This is a genomic window from Nonomuraea sp. NPDC052116, assembly GCF_040680035.1.
Lineage (GTDB): Bacteria > Actinomycetota > Actinomycetes > Streptosporangiales > Streptosporangiaceae > Nonomuraea > Nonomuraea angiospora_A.
This window is the reverse complement of record NZ_JBFAWA010000012.1, coordinates 37,254-55,091: the sequence shown is the minus strand read 5'-3', so window position 1 is coordinate 55,091 and position 17,838 is coordinate 37,254. Positions and strand designations below refer to the sequence as shown.

The following is a 17,838-nucleotide window of genomic DNA, read 5'->3' as shown; positions in this document are numbered from 1 at the left end:
GCGGGATCAGCCCTTGGTGGCACCGAGGGTGATGCCCTTGACGAAGTAGCGCTGGGCGAAGGGGTAGGCGAGCAGGATCGGGCCGATGGCGACGGTGGTGAGCGCCAGCCGGAGCTGGTAGACGGGGGTGGCCGCCTCGGCCAGCTGCGGCAGCATCTGCGTGAACGAGATGTTGGAGATGAGGTTCTGCAGCACGAGGGGCAGCGGGAACTTGTGCACGTCATCGATGAACAGCAGCGCCATGAACCAGTCGTTCCAGTAGTGCACGGCGTAGAAGAGGCCGACGACGGCGAGGATCGGCTTGGACAGCGGGATCGCGATCGTGAAGAAGATGCGCAGCTCACCCGCGCCGTCGATCTTGGCCGACTCGAAGATCGACTCCGGTAGCTGGCGGAAGGCGCTGACCTGGACGAAGACCAGGAACGGCATGACCAGCAGCGGCAGGATCACCGAGAAGTAGCTGTTCTGCAGCTTCAGGTACTGCGTGACCAGCAGGTAGAGGGGCACCAGGCCGCCGGAGAACAGCATCGGCAGGTAGGAGAAGACGGTCAGCGGCCGGCTGATGCCGGGCAGCCGCCGGGCGATCACCCAGCTCAGCCCCGAGGTCACCGCCAGGGACAGGGCCGTGCCCACGACCGTGATGAAGACGCTGGCGAAGTAGGCGTTCAGCACCGCCGGACCCGTGAAGATCATCTTGTACGCGGTGAGGTCGAAGGCCGCGGGGAACAGGCTGTAGCCCGTCGTGGCCAGCTCGGACTCGCTGGTGAGCGACCCCGAGATGATCATCCAGAACGGGATCGCGCAGGCCAGCATGGCAAAGGAGACGCCGATGACGCTGACGATCGTGAACGGTTCCAGCTTCTTGCCGCTCATAGGATGCTGGTCTCCTTCGAGTACTTGCGCTGGATCAGCACCGCGATCACCACGAGGACGAAACCCACCACCGACTGGAACAGGCCGATCGCGGCGGTGGTGCCGAAGTCGCCGAGCTGGCGCAGGGCGCGGAAGACGTAGGTGTCGATGACGTCCGTGCTGTCGAACAGGGTGCCGTTGTCCCCGACGATCGCGTAGATGGTGCCGAAGTCGCCGTAGAAGATCCGGCCGACCCCCAGCACCAGCAGGACGGCCGCGGTGGGCTTCAGCAGCGGGAGCGTGATGCGCCAGGCCATCTGGGCCCGCGAGGCTCCGTCGATCATCCCGGCCTCGTAGACCTCCTCGGGGATGCCGGTGATCGCGGCCAGGAAGATGACGCTCAGATAGCCGCCGAGCTGCCAGATCTTCACCACGGTGAGGATCCACGGCCACGGTCCCGGCTCCGTGTACCAGTCGACCGAGGGGAACCCGAGGCCCCCGAGCGCGTCGTTGACCGCCCCGCCTCCGCCGGAGGCCCCGGCCAGCAGCACCTGCAGGATGATGCTGATCACGACCGGGGAGACGAAGTAGGGGAAGAAGACGACGGACTGGGAGACCCGCTTGAAGAAGGTGCTGCGGATCTCGTTCAGCATGATCGCCAGAACCATCCCGGCGGCCAGCGTCGCGACCAGGAACAGGATGTTGAGGAAGAGGGTGTTGAACAGGATCCTCGCCGCGTCCCCGGACTCCAGGAAGTAGCTGAAGTTCTCCAGCCCGTTCCACGGGCTGCCGAAGATCCCCAGGCTGACGTCGAACTCCTTGAACGCCACCACCAGGCCGGACATCGGCAGGTAGCTGAAGACAAGGAAGAAGGCGACCGCCGGCAGGGCGAGCAGCCCGATCGTCCAGTTCGTACGGACCGCCTTGCGTCGGACGCGGCGCCTGTCCGGCGGCCCGGAAGGCGGTCTCGTCTGAGGCTCTGGCCTCGTCTGTAGCGTGCTCATCACCGAAGTCCCGTCTGAGGCGGCAGCAGGTGGTTCTCTAGGTTGATAGAAACCGGTCGCTGCGAACGCTACGTCCGACCGGCCAGCACGTTCAAGGCTGCGTTACAGAGACGTTACAGATCGGCGCAGGCCAGCCGGGAAATCCTGGTAAGACGCGCCTTCGAGTTAATCGGGGATTGCCCGTTGACCACAGAGGGCTGCGCTCCTAGTTTAGAAACCGGTCTCTATCGAATGGAGGGCTTCCCCCGTGTCCCCACGCCCGAAGGCGCTGTTCGCCATGCGCGAGGAACATCTCGCTCTGCTCTTCCCCGCGCCCTTGCTGCGGCGGCTGGACACGCTGGCCGACATCGACGTCGCCGTGGTCGCCGAGCGGTTCGACGACCCGCGCGTGGCCCTGGCCGACGTCGAGATCCTCATCACCGGCTGGGGCTGCCCGCCGATCGACGAGGCGCTGCTGGCCGCCGCGCCCCGCCTGCGGGCCGTCCTGCACGCGGCCGGCTCGGTGAAGGGCATGATCAGCCCCGCCTGGTGGGAACGCGGCCTGCTGGTCTCCTCGGCCGCCGAGGCCAACGCCGTCCCGGTGGCCGAGTACACCGTCGGCGCGATCCTGCTGGCCGGCAAGGGGGTCTTCGCCCTCAACCAGCGCTACCGGCGCGAGCGCTCCTTCACCCTGGCCAAGATCGAGCCCGGCATCGGCAACAACGGCCGCACGGTCGGCATCGTGGGCGCCTCCCGCATCGGCCGCAAGGTGCTCGAACTGCTGGCGCCGTACGACCTGGACCTGTGCCTGTACGACCCCTACACCCGGGTTCCCGGCGTACGGCAGGAGTCGCTGGAGGAGCTGCTGCGCCGCAGCGACATCGTCAGCCTGCACGCCCCCGCCACCCCCGAGACCGAGCACATGCTCGACCGGGCACGGCTGGCGCTGATGCCGGACGGCGCGGTCCTGATCAACACCGCGCGCGGGTCGCTGGTCGACACCGACGCGCTGGTCAGCGAGCTGAAGTCCGGGCGGCTGTCGGCGGTCCTCGACGTCACCGAGCCCGAACCGCTGCAGCCCGACTCTCCCCTGTTCGACCTGCCCAACGCCTTCCTCACCCCGCACATCGCCGGCTCGCACGGCAACGAGCTGTCCCGGATGGGCGCCGTCGCCCTGGACGAGCTGGAACGGCTCATCGCCGGGCTGCCGCTGGCGCACCAGGTGACGCACGAGGACCTGGACCGGGTGGCCTGATGGAGGTGACCTGGCGCGACCTCGTCCTCGACCTGACCGCCGGCGCTCCGCCCCGGCTGCTGGCGATCGGCCCGTTCCGGGGCAACGGCCGCTCGGCGCTGCCGGTGGTGCAGATCGAGGTGACCGGCCGGGGCAGGAGCGGCACGTCGGGCAAGCGGCACGTGGACGGGCTGAAGCTGCGCTACGAGAGCCACCGCGCCGAGGACGACCGGCTGACGATCCGCTCCGGCGGCGACGGCGTCTCCGTGACGACCGTCTTCCAGGCGGTCGGCCCAGTGGTTGGACAGGTCGTCCGCTGCTGGTCGACGGTGACCGCGTCGGACGAGCTGGTCCTGGAGCACGTGTCGAGCTTCGCGTTCGCCGGGCTGCCCTGGGATCTGACGGTGTGGAGCGCGCGCAACCCGTGGAGCGGCGAGTTCCGCTGGTCGGGCCGGCCGCTGGAGCTGCACGACGTCGGCATGACGCGTTTCGGCCAGACCGGGACGAAGAACCGCGTCGCGCTCACCAGCACCGGCTCCTGGCCGTCCTCCGAACACCTGCCGACGGGGTGGCTGGAGTGCGCCGGCGGCACGCTCGCCTGGCAGATCGAGCACAACGGCCCCTGGCACGCCGAGCTGGCCGACCGCTTCGACGACGTCTACCTGGCGCTGTCGGGACCGTCCCAGCGCGAGCACGGCTGGTCGGCGCGGCTGGCGCCGGGCGAGAGCTTCACCACCGCGACCGCCGCGTTCACCGTGGCCGGCGACCCCGTCGCCGCCCTGACCGCCTACCGCCGGGCCGTGCGCCGGCCGCACCGCGACAACGCCGAGCTGCCGGTGGTGTTCAACGACTTCATGAACTGCCTGATGGGCGACCCCTCGACCGAGCGCCTGCTGTCGCTGATCGAGGCCGCCGCCCGGGTCGGCGCGGAGTACTTCTGCGTCGACGCCGGCTGGTACGACGACTCGCTGGCCGGGCCCGGCGACGGCGGCGTCCCGGGCTGGTGGGACACGGTCGGCGCGTGGGAGCCGTCCACCGTGCGCTTCCCCGGGGGAATCGGCGAGGTCATCGACGCGATCAAGGGCCACGGCATGGTCCCGGGGCTGTGGCTGGAGCCCGAGGTCATCGGCGTACGCAGCGGGGTCGCCCTGCCCGAGGAGGCGTTCCTGCGCCGGGCCGGAACCAGGCTGTCCGAGTGGGGCCGCCACCAGCTCGACCTCAGCCACCCGGCCGCCGTCGCCCACCTCGACGCCGTGATCGACCGGCTGGTGCGCGAGCACGGCATCGGCTACTTCAAGTTCGACTACAACATCGACATCGGCCCGGCCGATCGGCTGCTCGAGCACAACCGCGCCTACCTGGCCTGGGTCGAACGCCTGCTGGAGCGCCACCCCGGCCTGGTGATCGAGTCCTGCGCGGCCGGCGGCATGCGGCTGGACGGCGCCACCCTGGCCAGGCACTCCATCGCCTCGCTCACCGACCAGCAGGACGAGCTGCTGCTGCCCGCCATCGCCGCCGCCGCGCCCGCCGCGGTGCCGCCGGAGCAGGGCGCGATGTGGGCCTACCCCGCCGAGCGGGTCGCCTGGTCCATGGTCACCGCGATGCTCGGCCGCATCCACCTCAGCGGCCGGCTCGACCTGCTGCCCCCGGAACAGCTGGCCGAGGTCGCCGAGGCGATCGGCGTCTACAAGTCCTACCGCGGCGAGCTGGCGCACGGCCTGCCGCGCTGGCCGCTCGGGCTGCCCGGCTGGCGGGACGACCGCCTCGCCCTGGCCGTGGACTGCGGGGACACCGCCTACCTCGCTGTGTGGCGCAGGGGCGCGCCGTCCGCGACGATCGAGCTGCCCTGGCCTTCCGGTTGTGAGGTGACCCCGCTCTTCCCGTCGGCCACCGCGGCCGGCCGGCAGGGGGGCATGCTCAGCGTCGTGCTGCCCGAGCCGTACTCCGCGGCGCTGCTCCGCCTGACGAAAGGTGCGCCTTGCCAGGAAAGCTGACACCACCGAAGCCGGACCCCGCCTCGCGGAAAGCCGCACCGCCGAAGCGCGTGCGGGAGGCAGCACCGCCAAAGCCCGACGCGCGGGAGGCCGCGCCACCGAGGTCTGACGCGCGGGACGCGGCGCCGCGGAGGTCCGACGCGCGGGAGGCGGCGGCGCGGAGGGTCGCGCCCGTGGATGACCTGGAGCGGGCCACCATCCGGGACGTCGCCGCCCGCGCCGGGGTCTCCGCGTCCACGGTCTCCCGGGTGCTCAAAGGGGACTATCCGGTCGCGCAGGCCACCCGCGCCCGCGTGCTGCGGGCCATGCGCGAGCTGGACTACGTCCTCAACGTGCACGCCCGCGCCCTGTCCGGCGCCGGCACCAAGATGGTCGCCTTCGTGCTCGACGACGTCACCGGGCCCTCTTTCGCCTATGTCGCCAAGGGCGTCGAGCAGCAGGCCACCGAGGAGGGCCGGCTGTGCCTGGTGTGCGCCACGCACGGCGACCCGGCGCGCGAGCTGGCGGTCGTCGAGGCCATGCGCGAGCAGCGCGCCGACGCGGTGATCCTGGTCGGCGGCGGCTCGGCCGACGACGCCTACCGCGCGCGGATGTCGCACTTCGCGCACGCCCTGGACAAGGCGGGCTCCCGGCTCGTGCTCTGCGGGCGCCCGCCGCTCGGCGACGACGTGCCGACCACCGTCGTCGAGTACGACAACGAGGCCGGCGCGTACGCCATGACCGGCCACCTGCTCTCGCGTGGCCACCGCCGGATCGTCTACCTCGGCGCCGCCACCGCCGACGACCAGAACACCACCAAGATCGACCGCGTGGCCGGCTTCCGCCGCGCGCACGAGGACTACGGGGTCCCCTGCGATCCGGACCTCGTGCTGCCCGGCGACTTCTCGCGCGGCGCCGGTTACGAGGGGACCAGGCGGCTGCTGGCGGCGGGGACGGAGTTCACCGCGATCTTCGCGGGCACCGACATGGTCGCCGCCGGCGTGCTGGCCGCGCTGCGCGAGGCGGGCCTGCGCGTGCCCGAGGACGTGTCGGTCGCCGGCTACGACGACATCCCGCTCGCCGCCGACCTCGTACCCGGGCTCACCACGGTGCACATTCCCACCGAGGAGCTGGGCCGCACCGCCGTGCGGCTGGCCCTGGACCCCGGCCAACCGCAGCACGTCATCCTGGGCACGCACATCGTGGTGCGCGGATCGGTGGGCGAGAGGATCGTCAGTTGAAGGGGTTGTCGTAGGTGAACGACTTCCTCTTCCAGGTGGCCTGGTTCTGGCCGTTGAAGTTGACGCCCTCCACCTCGACCGTCACGTTCCTGACGGTGCCGCCGACGGAATCCGTCGTGCCGTACAGCTGGGCCGGATACAGGCACTCGGGTATCGTCGTGTCCCCCCAGTTCAAGCTGTACGAGGCGCGGAGGGTGGCGCGGTCGTTGATCAGGACGTACCCGCCGGCGGCGCTGTAGCTCGACTCGCGGCACAGGTAGAACTGGTAGGTGTACGTCGTGCTGTCGTTGAACTCGATCCAGCCGTAGATGCCGGCCAGCTTCCGGCTGTTGTCCCCGCGTACTTCCAGGAAGATCGGGACCTGGGCGGCCGAGTGGGCCGGCACGACCGGCACGGCGACCGCGGCCAGCAGCGTGAGAACGACGGTCAGGAGCCTGGTCGTGCGGCGTCGCAGGATGTCGGGTAACAATTCCCGCCCCCTTCTGTCTGACGTGGCGTCGGCATCACCCTGCGCTGGAGGCCGTCGAGCCGTCCGCTAGAGGATTCGTCGGGCCGGAATCGGGCAGGCGTTAAGGCGGCCGACGGCCCCGTTGATAAGGTGCCGGATCTCTCTTTTCACCGGCGGTTATGGGGCGGCCGCGACGCACCGGGCGCCGATTCCCCTTTGTGAAAGTTTCACCGCCGACGACGGCCGAGATCGGCATAATACGCACGATGAAGATCATGAGAGATCTCGCGGCCGCGACGGCCTGCCTCAGTCTGCTGGCCGCGTGCTCGGACGGAAAGCCTCCCATCGCAGCGCCGACGAGGTCCTCCACCGCGCCGTCGAAGTCCGCGAGCGCGCCCGCCACCCCGGCGCCGAGCGAGACGATCACGCCCTCGACGCGATGGCGCAACGTCCTGGGCCCCAAGCTGAAGGACACCTCGGGGCTGGTCGACGTGCTCGCCAAGGGGCCGAAGGACGCCTGGGCGGCCGGTTTTGAAGCCGGCGCCGACGACGACGAGGGTCTGCCCGTCCTCGCCCACTGGAACGGCTCCGCCTGGACCAGGGTCCCGGTCAAGAACAGCTACCTTCGCGTGCAGGCGTTCGACATGACCGGGCCCGACGACATCTGGCTCGCGGGCGGCTCAGGAGCCGTCTCGCAATGGAACGGCCGTGTCTGGACCGAACGACACCCCTTCGGAGTGGCCGAGGGCTACAAGGCGTACGACGTCGCCGCCGAGAAGGGGCACGCGGTCATCGTCGGTTCGGGCCCCGTGGGAGCCTTCGCCGTCGAATGGGGCGGCAAGAGGTTCGAGCTGTTGCAGTCGGGGATCGACGGCGTGTTCGCCTCGGTCGCGCTCAAGGACGGCCATGTCTGGATGGTGGGCGGTGAGCCTCGTGAGGACTGCCGGGGCATCAGCCCGATGGTCGCGCACAGCACTCCGGACGAAGGATGGTCCTACGCGGAGGACATGGCTTTCCCCGCGATCCCCGAAGGGCGCCTGAACAGCGTGCTGGCGATCACGCCGACCGACGTCTGGGCCGTCGGCGCGATCGGGGGCTACGACCGGGAGGAGTACATGCCGGCGCGCTGTCGCCGGAAGCCCGGCGACACGCATCGTTTCGATCCCCAGAAAGCCGTCTCCGAGCCGCTCGTCATGCACTGGGACGGGTCAGCCTGGAAGCGTATGGAGCTGCCGCCGTGGAAGGGCTCCCTGAACCGCCTGACCGCGTTCGGCAAGAACGACGTGTGGGCGAGTGGCACCGACTCCCTCAACCCGGGCAAGGCGATCCTCCTCCACTACGACGGCACGTCGTGGACGCGGGAGGCGATCAGCGCCGGAGGCACCGGTTACGCCGCCATCGCGGCCGTCCCCGGCACCTCGGACCTGTGGGGCGTGGGTTCCGTCGGCGAGGAGACCGACTCCGAGCAGCCTTTCATCGTGAGACGACACTGACCCCTTATTTCCTGCCGACCCCGCAGAATCCATCCACTTCCGGGACGTCGTCGATGTCGGGGCGCCAGCGCGTGGTGGAGACGATGCCGGGAGGCAGGATCTCCAGGCCGTCGAAGAAGTGCCCGATCTGCTCGGGCGAGCGGATGGTCAGCTTGGGCGTGCCGTGCTCGTTCCAGTGGCGCACTTCCTCGCGCTTCGCCTCCGGGTTGAAGAACGCGGTGATGTGGACGAGCGCCAGGTGGCTGCCGGAGGGGACGGCGTCGAGCAGGCGGTTGATGATCGCGTACGCCTCGTCGTCGTCGTTGATGAAGTGCACGATCCCCAGCAGCATGATCGCGATCGGCTGGGTGAAGTCGAGCGTGTCGGCGGCCGCTCTCAGGATGGTGTCCGGGTCGTGGAGGTCGGCCTGGATGTAGTTGGTCCTGCCTTCCGGCGTGCCCACGAGCAGGGCCTTGGCGTGGGCGAGGACGACGGGGTCGTTGTCGACGTAGACCACGCGCGTCTCCGGAGCCAGGCTCTGGGCGATCTCGTGCGTGTTGCCGGCCGTGGGCAGCCCGGTGCCGATGTCCAGGAACTGCCGTACCCCCGCCTCGGCCACCAGATGGCGCACGGAGCGGTGGAGGAAGGCGCGGTCGGCGCGGGCCGTGAAGGCGATGTCCGGATTTATCCGGCTCAACCGGTCGCCGACTTCCCGGTCCACCGCGTAGTGGTCCTTGCCGCCCAGCCAGTAGTTCCAGACCCGCGCCGAGTGTGCCACGGTCGTGTCGATCTCCGGCGGCCACCGGTCCGTGGTCGAGTTGTCTGCTGTCATTCAGAGGTCTCCAGGCTTGAGCATAAAGGTCCCACCCGCGAGGTGATCATACCCATTTGCAACGAAGAGGCGGTTAGTGTACTTCTCCCGAATCTGAATCTCACACGACTGGACAAACCACCCACGAAGGGCCTTTCACCCAAAGGCGCTCACCCGAAATGCCGGGCGCTCGACAAAGCATGGTAAGTTCCGGGAATTGTCTTCCGCGCGCGCAGGACCAGGAATATCGGATCAGCGCTTGACATGGTTTCTGCCGCGAATATTCAATCGCCGCCCATCGGAAGGATGGCACCATGCGCGTGCGCCGGCCACGGCATGCGGGACGTACCACGGCGAGGACCACAGCGATTCTCGGGCTGTTCCTCCTGCTCGCGGCGTGCACCGGCACGCAACAGACGCCCCAGCCGAAACCGGCGGCGTCCGGGAATGCCGGCGACCCCACCGACCTGCGCGGCGTCTGCCCGGCCACCATCGTGGTGCAGACCCAGTGGACGCCGCACATCACCGTCGAAGGCGGGATGTACCACCTCCTGGGCGCCGATCCGGCCATTGACGCCGACAGGAAGCGGGTGAGCGCGCCGCTGGTCGTCCGGGGCAAGGACACCGGGGTCACGCTGGAGCTCCGGGCGGGCGGGCCGGCGATCGGCTTCACCCAGTCGTCGGCGCAGATGTACACCGACCCCGGGATCACCCTCGGTGTGCTGGGCGGCATGGACGAGGGCATCCAGATGTCGGCCACCCAGCCGACCCTCGCGGTCATGGCGTTGCTGGAGATCCACCCGCAGATCATCCTGTGGGACCCGGCCACGTACCCCACCTTCAACACCATCAAGGACATCGGCCGGACCGACACGAAGGTGCTCTACTTCGGCGGCAACACCTACATGGAGTATCTGGTGGGGGCAGGGCTGCTGAAGCGCGGCCAGGTGGACGGATCCTACGACGGGTCCCCGTCCCATTTCGTGGCCGCCGGGGGCAAGGCGGCGGTGGCCGGCTATGCCAACGCCGAGCCGTACATCTACGAAAAAGACGTGCCGCAGTGGCGCAAGCCGGTGAAGTATCAGCTGGTGTACGACGCCGGCTATCCCAACTACGGTCCCCCGCTGGTGATCCGCCCGGCCGACAAGCAGAAGCTCGCGCCGTGCCTGCGCAAGCTCATTCCCATCTTCCAGCAGGCGCAGGTCGACGTGCTGGCCCAGCCGGGCCCCACGATCGATCTCACCCTGCGGCTCAACCAGGCGTACAAGGTCGCCACCCAGTACACCAAGCCGAGCTCCGAGTTCTCGGTCCAGCAGATGAAGGCCCTCAAGCTGGCCGGCAACGGCCCCGACGACACCGTCGGCAACTTCGACACCGCCCGCGTGCAGCGGCTGATCGACATCACCCGGCCGATCTTCGCCAAGCAGAACAAGCCGGTGAAGGACGGTCTGCAGCCCTCCGACGTGGTCACCAACGACTTCGTCGACCCGAAGATCGGCTACGGCGCCGGCTGACCGATCGGCGTGTTGCCCGTGTCCTGTCCGATGTGGTCTAGTGGCCGGGTGCTCGGTGAGGCCGCCACCTCCGCGCTGTCCTTCTCCGCGCTGTCCTTCTCCGGCGCGGGCAAGCGCTACGACGACGGCACGCAGGCGCTGGAGAAGGTCGATCTGACCGTCGCCCCCGGCCAGTTCGTCGCGGTGGTCGGCCCTTCCGGGTGCGGCAAGAGCACTCTCCTGCGCCTGGCCGCGGGGCTGACCGACGCCACCGAGGGCTCGGTGCGCCGGGACACCACGTCCGTGGGCTACGTCTTCCAGGACCATGCCCTGCTGCCGTGGCGCACCGTCCGCGCCAACGTGGAGCTGCTCGGCGAGCTGCGCGGGCTGTCCAGGGCGGAGCGGCGGCGGCGCGCGGACGAGGCGATCGACCTGGTGGGGCTGGCCGGCTTCGCGCACCACCGGCCCCGGACCCTGTCGGGCGGGATGCGGATGAGGGTGTCGCTGGCCCGCGCGCTCACCGTCGAGCCCGACCTGCTCCTGCTCGACGAGCCGTTCGGCACGCTGGACGAGATCACGCGCGAGCGGCTGCAGTCGGAGCTGCTGCGGCTGTTCGGCTTACGCCGCTTCGCCGCCGTGTTCGTCACCCACTCCGTCGGCGAGGCCGTCTTCCTGGCCACGAGGATCATCGTGCTGTCGGAACGGCCGGGGCGGATCGTCGGCGCCTGCGACGTGCCGTTCCCCTACCCTCGCCCGGCCGAGCTGCGCTTCAGCCCCGACTTCGCGCGGATCGCGGGCCAGGTGTCGGCCTGGCTGCGGGGGACGGCCGCATGAGGTGGCTGCGGTGGGTTCCGCCGCTGATCGTCTTCGCCCTGGTGATAGCCCTCTGGTACGCGGCCACGTACGTGCTGCTGACCCCGGACCGGCGGTTCCTGCTGCCCCCGCCGGACGCCGTGGTGCGGGTGGGGCTTTTCGACCCCGTCAACCGTGCCGAGCTGTTCGCCGGCCTGCTGCTGTCCGGCCAGGTCGCGCTGCTGGGCCTGGCGATCGCGGCCGTGATCGGCGTCGTGTGCGCGATCGCCATGGCGCAGGCGAGCTGGCTGGAGCGGTCGCTGCATCCGTACCTGGTGATCCTGCAGACGATCCCGATCCTGGCGCTGGTGCCGCTGTTCGGGTTCTGGTTCGGGTTCGGGTTCTTCACCCGCGTCCTGGTCTGCGCGCTGATCGCGCTGTTCCCGATCGTGACCAACACGCTGTTCGGGCTGCGGTCGGTGGAGGAGACCCACCACGACCTGTTCACGCTGGCGCGGGCCGGGTGGGCGGCCCGGCTGTGGAAGCTCCAGCTGCCGGCGGCGCTGCCCCACATCCTCACCGGCCTGCGCGTCTCCGCCGGCCTGTCGGTCATCGGCGCGGTGGTCGGTGACTTCTTCTTCCGGCAGGGCGAGCCGGGCATCGGCACGCTCATCGACCTGTACCGGTCCCGGCTGCAGTCCGAGCAGCTGTTCGCGGCGGTCGCGCTGGCGTCCCTGCTCGGGCTGACCGTCTTCCTCGGCTTCGGGGCTCTGGCGCGCAGGGCGACGAGCTGGCACACGGCCGCCCGGGACGTGGCACGCTAGCCGCTCAGAGCTCTTCGAGCATGCCCTTGAGCAGCGACGGAGTCGCCTCCTTCGGAGCGGCCTGGATGGTCAAGGTGTTCATCACCTTGCTGTAGTCGTCGATGTCGGTGGGCTTGTCCAGGTACATCGCGCTGGTGAGATGCTCCAGATAGACCACGTCGGGCAGGTCGGGGGCGTCGAAGCGTAAGAGCGTGAACGGGCCGCCCACCGCCGCGTGCCCACCGATGTGGAAGGGCACGATCTGCAGGGTGACGTTCGGCAGGTCGCAGACCGCGAGCAGGTGCTCGAGCTGGGCCCGCTGGACGTCGCGGCCGCCGATCGGCCGGGTCAGCACCGCCTCGTCCATGATCGCCCACAGGATGGGCGCGTCGCTGTCGGTGAGCAGGTCCTGGCGGCGCATCCGCATCGCCACCCGGCGATCGAGGTCGTCGGGGTCCGCGTCGCCGTGCCGGATGCCGATGACGGCCCGCGCGTACGGCTCGCACTGCAGCAGGCCGTGCACGGACTGCGCCTCGTAGTTGCGGATCGTGCGTGCCGCCTGCTCCAGCCCGAGGTAGGGCTCGAGCCAGCCGGGGAGCACGTCGCTGTACTGATGCCACCATCCCGGGGCGCTGGCCTGGCGGGCCAGCTCCAGCACCTTCTCCCGCTCGCCGGGGGCGGTGATGCCGTACAAGGTGAGCAGGTCGGCCACGTCACGCTGCTTGAAGGGGCTGCGGCCCAGCTCCATCCGGCTGATCTTGGAGTGGCTGGCGCGGATGGTGTCCGCGGCCTTCTCGCCGGTGATGCCCTTGGCCTCGCGCAGCCGACGCAGCTGGGTGCCCACCATGATCCGCAACGCGGTCGGCCCGCTCCGGGCACCACGTACGACGCCGGTGGGGACACCGTCTCCGTCAGGCTCTGCAACGATCATCATTGATCCTTTTGCCGGGCGAGGCACACATTGTTCCTTACGTTACCTACTGTTTCATGCTCTTTCTGACCATGCATCGATATTCGCGCCGCGCACTTCACCCCATACAACACAGAAGCCGACATGCCATTGTAAATGGGACTCTCGATCCCTTTCCCCCTTTCAACGTGCAGCCGGTGCACGTGCATATGCAATTTTCTTGGAATGCATGTGCAGACGTACTTGCATCGGGGAATGCCGAGTGGGAAGGATAAGCGTCCGCACGCACCACGATCTACCCCCTCGATGGAGATCTTGATGCCAGCACCCATGCCGCCCGACCGGGAAGAGCCCACCCGGGAAGACCTCACGGAGAGATCGCAGCGACCCCGCCATCGCCGCTCGCGCGGTGGACCCGCCCAACCGCCCCCGCGGCAGGACGCCGGCGCCTCCGACTCCTCGGCCGCCATCGATCGCGACCTGAACGCCCTGCAGGCGCGGTGGCCGGGCTGGGTCATCACCTGGGGAGCCTGGCGGCAGGCCTACACCGCCTTCGAATGCCGCGACCCCCTCCGCTGCACCGTCCTCGAGGCCGGCAGCCCCGACCAGCTGCAGGCCGCCATGGCCAAGGCCGAACTCGAGCTGAAGGCCCGCTGGCCCCGATCCGACGACCGCCCCTGACGCGCGGGCGTTCGCGCCGGACCCTTCCGATCGGTCAGGATGTGCGCTAGAAAGAGGCGGACGCAAAATGCTACAAAATCCTGACGGCGATGCGTGCTGGCGTAGGAGATTAGGATGCGTTTCTCGGTCGAGAAGGACGTCATGGTGCCGATGCGCGACGGGGTGACCCTCGCCACCGACCTCTGGATCCCCGAAGGACCACCCGCGCCCACGCTGCTGGTGCGCGTCCCCTACGGCAAGGACGCCCTGCCGGGCCTCGGCGGATCTCCCATCACCCCCAACCTGCAGGCCCTGCTCGAAGCCGGGTACGCGGTCGTCTGGCAGGACACGCGCGGCAGGTTCCGCTCGAACGGCGAGTTCACCCCCCACGCGGACGACCCGCACGACGGCGCCGACACCATCGCCTGGCTCCTGGAGCAGCCGTGGTGCGACGGCAGCATCGGTAGCTACGGCGCCTCCTACCTCGGCTTCGTGCAGTGGGCCGGCGCGTCGCAGGCCCCCGCCGGGCTCAAGGCGATCGCCCCGACGGTGACCAGCACCGACTTCTACCACGCGCCCTGGTACTCCGCGGGCGGCGCGCTCTCGTGGCACACGACCTGGACGTGGACCACGATGATGACGCTGACGGCGGCGCAGACCGCGCTCGCCGCGGGCACCGGCGACCCGGGCGTTCTCATGGAGGCGGCCGGCATGGCGGCCGATCCGCAGCCGCATCTGGCCACCCTGCCGATCGGCGACCAGCCGCTGCTCAACAAGCAGTCGCCCTGGTGGGCCGAGTGGCTGCGGCACCCGGCCCGCGACCGGTTCTGGCAGGACCTCGCCGTCGCCGAGCGGTTCGACCAGGTGACCGTGCCCGCGCTCAACGTCGGCGGCTGGTTCGACCTGTTCGTCGACAGCACCGTCCGTACCTACACCCGCATGCGCGCCGAGGGCGGCAGCGCCGAGGCCCGCGAGGGGCAGCGGCTGATCATCGGCCCCTGGGACCACCTGTACCAGGACGGGGCCTACCACGACCGGCGGTTCGGGATGAGCGCCGGCGGCATGGCGGCCGACCTGACCGGGGCGCACATCCGCTTCTTCGACCGCTGGCTGCGCGGCCGCGCCGACGCGCCGGCCGACGGCGCGCCCGTACGGATCTTCGTCATGGGCATCGACCAGTGGCGCGACGAGCAGGACTGGCCGCTGCCCGACACCGAGTACACCGACTACTTCCTCGACGGCGCCGGCCGGGCCAACAGCGCCGGCGGCGACGGCGTCCTCAGCCCTCGGCCACCCACGGCGGAGGCGACCGACACCTACACCTACGACCCGGCCGACCCGGTGCCCACCCGCGGCGGCCGGATCATGATGCCCACCGCCGTCAACGGGGCCGGCCCGGTCGACCAGCGCCCGGTCGAGGCCCGCGACGACGTGCTCTGCTTCACCACCCCAGCGCTGGAGGAGCCGGTCGAGGTCACCGGCCACGTCTCGCTCGTCCTCCACGTCACCTCGTCGGCGCGCGACACCGACTTCACGGGCAAGCTCGTCGACGTCTTCCCCGACGGACGGGCGATCTACCTCACCGACGGCATCCTGCGCGCCCGCTACCGCGACTCCCTGGCCGAGCCGGAGCCGCTGACCCCCGGTCAGGTGTACGAGGTCACGCTGGACCTGTCGGTGACCTCCAACGTGTTCCTGCCCGGGCACCGGATCCGCCTCGAGGTCTCCTCCAGCGACTTCCCCCGCTACGACCGCAACACCAACACCGGCGGGACCATCGCCGAGGACACCGCCGGCCAGGTCGTCGTCGCGACCAACAGCGTGCTCCACGGTCCCGGGCACCCGAGCCGCCTGATCCTGCCCGTGATCCACCGCTGAGACATGACGACGAGGAAAGAGGTCGCGGTGCTGCCGCTGAACGACACCGTGAAGATCGAGGACGGGCCCGACCGGATGCTGGTCCGGCTGGACCGGCCGCAGGTGCGCAACGCGATCGACGCGGCGATGGTGACGGACCTGCACGCGGTCTGCGCCGAGCTGGAGCGGCGGCCGCGCATCCTCGTGCTCACCGGCTCCGACGGGATCTTCGCCGCCGGCGCGGACATCCGCGAGCTGCGCGAGCGCCGCCGCGAGGACGCGCTGGCGGGCATCAACAGCGGCCTGTTCGACCGGATCGCCCGGCTGCCGATGCCCACGATCGCCGCCGTCGACGGCCCCGCCCTGGGCGGCGGCGCCGAGCTGGCCTACGCCTGCGACTTCCGCCTCGCCACCCCGCGGGCCCGCTTCGGCAACCCGGAGGCGGGGCTCGGCATCATGGCCGCCGCCGGGGCCTGCTGGCGGCTGCGCGAGCTGGTCGGCGAGCCGCTGGCCAAGGAGATCCTGCTCGAGCGCATGACCGCGTTCCTGGAGCGGCGCCGCTGACGTGGGAGCAGGTCAGGGGTCGAGCCGGCGCAGCTCGTGGCGGTAGCGCTTGGCGTTGGCGCGATACTCGTCCACGCCGAAGCCGATCCACTCGCTCTGCGCGGCCCCTTCCATCGGCCTGGGGCGGGCGGGCACGCCGAGCGCCATGTGGCCGGGCGGCACCTCCAGCCCCTCGGGTACGAGGGCCTGGGCGCCCACCACCGAGCCCGTACGCACCACGGCGCGGTTGAGCACCACCGAGCCGGAGCCGATGAGGCAGCGGTCCTCGACCGTGCAGCCTTCGAGGTGGGCGTTGTGCCCGACGACGCAGTCGCTGCCGATCACGGTGGGCCACTGCTCGGTGGTGTGCAGGATCGTGCCGTCCTGGATGGAGGTGCGCTCGCCGATCTCGATGCGGCCGAAGTCGGCGCGCAGCACGGCGGACGGCCAGACCGACGACTCGGCGCCGATGACGACGCTGCCGATGACGACGGCGTCGGGGTGGACGTAGGCGTCCGGGTGGATCCGGGGCACCTGGTCGCCGAGGGCGTAGACGGGCATCGGTCACTCCCCCGTGCGCAGGCCGGCGTACACCTTCGTCGCGTTCCCGGCGAGCACGGCCCTGGCCACCTCGTCGGGCAGGAGTCCCGCGACGGCCCGGGCGTTGGCGGCGGTGCCGGGGACGCCGGGCCAGTCGGTGCCGAAGATCCATTTGCGGCCGAGCCGCGTGAGGTCGTACTTGGCGTAGTACTCGGGCAGCCGCTTGGGCGGCAGGCCGGACAGCTCCAGCCACACGGTGTCGTGGGACAGGGCGAGGAAGGCGGCGGCGTCGTACCACCAGCCGCGTCCGCCGTGCGCGAGCACGACGTTGAGGCCGGGGAAGTCGCGGATGACCGGGATGAGGAAGCCCGGGTCGGCGTTCTCGTTGGCCGCGCCCGGGAAGGAGCTGGTGCCGCAGTGGACGACGAGCGGGACGCCGCGCTCCTCCAGCACGTGGTAGGCGGGGTAGAGGGCGGCGTCGTCGCAGCGGAACCCGCCGTGCACGGGGTGCAGCTTGAGCGCGGCGGCGCCGAGGTCGAGCTGGCGGCGCAGCTCGTCGGCGAGCGGGAAGTGCAGGTGCGGGTTGACGTTGGCGACCGGGCGGAAGCGGACCGGGTTGTGCTCGACGATCGGCAGCAGGTCCTCGAACGCCTGCGTGCCGGTCGCCTTGGGGCTGTACTCGCAGAACAGCAGCGCGACGTCCACTCCCTGGGCGGCGAAGAGCTCGTCCAGGCGGTCCGGGCGCGGCCTGCCCGCGGAGTCCCAGACGTCCTCCAGCACGCCGTGCTCGCCGAAGTCGCGGGCCCAGCGCAGCCAGGCGGGCTTGAGGGTGCCGAGCAGCGGCACGTGGACGTGCGCGTCGATGAGGGGGATGCCGTCGATCATGCTCCTTACCTGCCCGCGACCATGGGGGTGTCCACCCCGATCCGGCCCGTTCTGCCGGAACCGCCGGGCGCGCCGAGCGGCGCGTCGCGCCCGTCCAGCACCTCGATGAAGAAGCGGCGGTTGTCCTCGACGAACGCGGCGTGCTCGTCGGCGACCCGCCGGTCCTGGCTGATCGCCTCGACGGGGCAGACGGGTTCGCAGGCACCGCAGTCGATGCACTCCTTGGGGTTGATGTAGAGCTTGCGGTCCCCCTCGTAGATGCAGTCGACCGGGCACTCCTCGACGCACGACTTGTCCATGACGTCGATGCAGGGTTCGGCGATGACGTACGGCATGGTGAA

General features: G+C 70.2%; 18 protein-coding genes. 10 read left to right on the top strand and 8 right to left on the bottom strand.

From position 1 onward, the window contains the following. Nucleotides 1-6 precede the first annotated feature (6 nt). Together AB0L65_RS23975 and AB0L65_RS23970 are read right to left on the bottom strand one after the other, a co-directional pair. Entirely contained in the window at nucleotides 7-873 is an 867-nt protein-coding gene (locus AB0L65_RS23975) for a carbohydrate ABC transporter permease (RefSeq protein ID WP_350738162.1), read from the bottom strand. Next, nucleotides 870-1,856, bottom strand: a complete 987-nt coding sequence (locus AB0L65_RS23970; RefSeq protein ID WP_364248922.1) for an ABC transporter permease subunit — start codon at nucleotides 1,854-1,856, stop codon at nucleotides 870-872. The genes AB0L65_RS23975 and AB0L65_RS23970 overlap by 4 nt, the downstream gene beginning before the upstream one ends. 247 nt (nucleotides 1,857-2,103) lie before the next feature. Here AB0L65_RS23970 and AB0L65_RS23965 point away from each other — a divergent pair, with 247 nt between their 5' ends. The 3 genes from AB0L65_RS23965 to AB0L65_RS23955 all read left to right on the top strand — a co-directional run bounded on the left by AB0L65_RS23965 (nucleotide 2,104) and on the right by AB0L65_RS23955 (nucleotide 6,283). Continuing rightward, a complete protein-coding gene (locus tag AB0L65_RS23965) occupies nucleotides 2,104-3,090 on the top strand; it encodes a hydroxyacid dehydrogenase (protein WP_364248920.1) in 987 nt (328 codons plus the stop codon). Beyond that, nucleotides 3,090-5,063 (top strand): glycoside hydrolase family 36 protein, encoded by a 1,974-nt coding sequence (locus tag AB0L65_RS23960; protein WP_364248918.1) that lies wholly within the window; start codon nucleotides 3,090-3,092, stop codon nucleotides 5,061-5,063. Before AB0L65_RS23965 ends, AB0L65_RS23960 begins: the two co-directional genes overlap by 1 nt. A gap of 173 nt (nucleotides 5,064-5,236) precedes the next feature. Then, nucleotides 5,237-6,283, top strand: a complete 1,047-nt coding sequence (locus AB0L65_RS23955) for a LacI family DNA-binding transcriptional regulator (RefSeq protein WP_364248916.1) — start codon at nucleotides 5,237-5,239, stop codon at nucleotides 6,281-6,283. Here the strand turns inward: AB0L65_RS23955 and AB0L65_RS23950 are convergent. Beyond that, entirely contained in the window at nucleotides 6,276-6,752 is a 477-nt protein-coding gene (locus tag AB0L65_RS23950) for a hypothetical protein (protein ID WP_364248914.1), read from the bottom strand. The genes AB0L65_RS23955 and AB0L65_RS23950 overlap by 8 nt on opposite strands. Nucleotides 6,753-6,997: 245 nt before the next feature. Here AB0L65_RS23950 and AB0L65_RS23945 point away from each other — a divergent pair, with 245 nt between their 5' ends. Next, nucleotides 6,998-8,224, top strand: coding sequence for a hypothetical protein (locus AB0L65_RS23945; protein WP_364248912.1), 1,227 nt, complete (start codon nucleotides 6,998-7,000; stop codon nucleotides 8,222-8,224). Nucleotides 8,225-8,228: 4 nt separating this feature from the next. Here AB0L65_RS23945 and AB0L65_RS23940 read toward each other — a convergent pair whose 3' ends face one another. Further along, nucleotides 8,229-9,035, bottom strand: coding sequence for an SAM-dependent methyltransferase (locus AB0L65_RS23940; RefSeq protein WP_364248910.1), 807 nt, complete (start codon nucleotides 9,033-9,035; stop codon nucleotides 8,229-8,231). Between the two features lie 293 nt (nucleotides 9,036-9,328). Here AB0L65_RS23940 and AB0L65_RS23935 point away from each other — a divergent pair, with 293 nt between their 5' ends. From AB0L65_RS23935 to AB0L65_RS23925, 3 genes are read left to right on the top strand one after another with little or no spacing between them, the layout of a single operon-like run. Then, nucleotides 9,329-10,528, top strand: a complete 1,200-nt coding sequence (locus tag AB0L65_RS23935) for a nitrate ABC transporter substrate-binding protein (RefSeq protein WP_364248908.1) — start codon at nucleotides 9,329-9,331, stop codon at nucleotides 10,526-10,528. Between the two features lie 48 nt (nucleotides 10,529-10,576). Beyond that, on the top strand, nucleotides 10,577-11,341 hold the full coding sequence (locus tag AB0L65_RS23930) for an ABC transporter ATP-binding protein (RefSeq protein ID WP_364248906.1): 765 nt from the start codon (nucleotides 10,577-10,579) through the stop codon (nucleotides 11,339-11,341). After that, complete coding sequence (locus tag AB0L65_RS23925; protein ID WP_364248904.1) at nucleotides 11,338-12,123, top strand: ABC transporter permease; 786 nt, start codon at nucleotides 11,338-11,340, stop codon at nucleotides 12,121-12,123. The genes AB0L65_RS23930 and AB0L65_RS23925 overlap by 4 nt, the downstream gene beginning before the upstream one ends. A 4-nt stretch (nucleotides 12,124-12,127) precedes the next feature. Here the strand turns inward: AB0L65_RS23925 and AB0L65_RS23920 are convergent, their stop codons facing one another. Next, nucleotides 12,128-13,036, bottom strand: a complete 909-nt coding sequence (locus tag AB0L65_RS23920; RefSeq protein ID WP_364248902.1) for a helix-turn-helix transcriptional regulator — start codon at nucleotides 13,034-13,036, stop codon at nucleotides 12,128-12,130. A gap of 294 nt (nucleotides 13,037-13,330) precedes the next feature. Here AB0L65_RS23920 and AB0L65_RS23915 point away from each other — a divergent pair, with 294 nt between their 5' ends. From AB0L65_RS23915 to AB0L65_RS23905, 3 genes are all read left to right on the top strand, one after another. Then, nucleotides 13,331-13,693, top strand: coding sequence for a hypothetical protein (locus AB0L65_RS23915; protein ID WP_364248900.1), 363 nt, complete (start codon nucleotides 13,331-13,333; stop codon nucleotides 13,691-13,693). Between the two features lie 114 nt (nucleotides 13,694-13,807). Then, nucleotides 13,808-15,550: a CocE/NonD family hydrolase gene (locus AB0L65_RS23910; protein ID WP_364248898.1), complete on the top strand. Its 1,743-nt coding sequence runs from the start codon at nucleotides 13,808-13,810 to the stop codon at nucleotides 15,548-15,550. A 3-nt stretch (nucleotides 15,551-15,553) separates the two neighbouring features. Continuing rightward, the gene (locus tag AB0L65_RS23905) at nucleotides 15,554-16,093 is read left to right on the top strand and encodes an enoyl-CoA hydratase/isomerase family protein (RefSeq protein ID WP_364248896.1); all 540 of its coding nucleotides are present in this window, start codon (nucleotides 15,554-15,556) and stop codon (nucleotides 16,091-16,093) included. Between the two features lie 12 nt (nucleotides 16,094-16,105). On the opposite strand, the gene AB0L65_RS23900 is transcribed toward AB0L65_RS23905, so the two are convergent. Genes AB0L65_RS23900 through fdxA form a run of 3 tightly spaced genes read right to left on the bottom strand, consistent with a single transcriptional unit; the run spans nucleotide 16,106 to nucleotide 17,832 of the window. After that, nucleotides 16,106-16,633 (bottom strand): gamma carbonic anhydrase family protein, encoded by a 528-nt coding sequence (locus AB0L65_RS23900; protein ID WP_364248894.1) that lies wholly within the window; start codon nucleotides 16,631-16,633, stop codon nucleotides 16,106-16,108. A 3-nt stretch (nucleotides 16,634-16,636) separates the two neighbouring features. Further along, complete coding sequence (locus AB0L65_RS23895) at nucleotides 16,637-17,497, bottom strand: amidohydrolase family protein (protein ID WP_363964806.1); 861 nt, start codon at nucleotides 17,495-17,497, stop codon at nucleotides 16,637-16,639. Between the two features lie 5 nt (nucleotides 17,498-17,502). Further along, nucleotides 17,503-17,832 carry a ferredoxin gene (gene fdxA, locus AB0L65_RS23890; protein ID WP_364248892.1) on the bottom strand — a complete coding sequence of 110 codons (330 nt, stop codon included), beginning with the start codon at nucleotides 17,830-17,832 and terminating at the stop codon, nucleotides 17,503-17,505. Between the last annotated feature and the right edge of the window lie 6 nt (nucleotides 17,833-17,838).

What these genes read in the sequence shown, in the direction of transcription:
- AB0L65_RS23960 (WP_364248918.1), top strand. Translation starts at nt 3,090, where the DNA reads ATGGAGGTGACCTGGCGCGACCTCGTCCTCGACCTGACCGCCGGCGCT.
- AB0L65_RS23940 (WP_364248910.1), bottom strand. Translation starts at nt 9,035, where the DNA reads ATGACAGCAGACAACTCGACCACGGACCGGTGGCCGCCGGAGATCGAC.
- AB0L65_RS23900 (WP_364248894.1), bottom strand. Translation starts at nt 16,633, where the DNA reads ATGCCCGTCTACGCCCTCGGCGACCAGGTGCCCCGGATCCACCCGGAC.
- fdxA (WP_364248892.1), bottom strand. Translation starts at nt 17,832, where the DNA reads ATGCCGTACGTCATCGCCGAACCCTGCATCGACGTCATGGACAAGTCG.
- AB0L65_RS23895 (WP_363964806.1), bottom strand. Translation starts at nt 17,497, where the DNA reads ATGATCGACGGCATCCCCCTCATCGACGCGCACGTCCACGTGCCGCTG.
- AB0L65_RS23905 (WP_364248896.1), top strand. Translation starts at nt 15,554, where the DNA reads ATGACGACGAGGAAAGAGGTCGCGGTGCTGCCGCTGAACGACACCGTG.
- AB0L65_RS23970 (WP_364248922.1), bottom strand. Translation starts at nt 1,856, where the DNA reads ATGAGCACGCTACAGACGAGGCCAGAGCCTCAGACGAGACCGCCTTCC.
- AB0L65_RS23935 (WP_364248908.1), top strand. Translation starts at nt 9,329, where the DNA reads ATGCGCGTGCGCCGGCCACGGCATGCGGGACGTACCACGGCGAGGACC.
- AB0L65_RS23975 (WP_350738162.1), bottom strand. Translation starts at nt 873, where the DNA reads ATGAGCGGCAAGAAGCTGGAACCGTTCACGATCGTCAGCGTCATCGGC.
- AB0L65_RS23920 (WP_364248902.1), bottom strand. Translation starts at nt 13,036, where the DNA reads ATGATGATCGTTGCAGAGCCTGACGGAGACGGTGTCCCCACCGGCGTC.
- AB0L65_RS23910 (WP_364248898.1), top strand. Translation starts at nt 13,808, where the DNA reads ATGCGTTTCTCGGTCGAGAAGGACGTCATGGTGCCGATGCGCGACGGG.
- AB0L65_RS23925 (WP_364248904.1), top strand. Translation starts at nt 11,338, where the DNA reads ATGAGGTGGCTGCGGTGGGTTCCGCCGCTGATCGTCTTCGCCCTGGTG.
- AB0L65_RS23915 (WP_364248900.1), top strand. Translation starts at nt 13,331, where the DNA reads ATGCCAGCACCCATGCCGCCCGACCGGGAAGAGCCCACCCGGGAAGAC.
- AB0L65_RS23945 (WP_364248912.1), top strand. Translation starts at nt 6,998, where the DNA reads ATGAAGATCATGAGAGATCTCGCGGCCGCGACGGCCTGCCTCAGTCTG.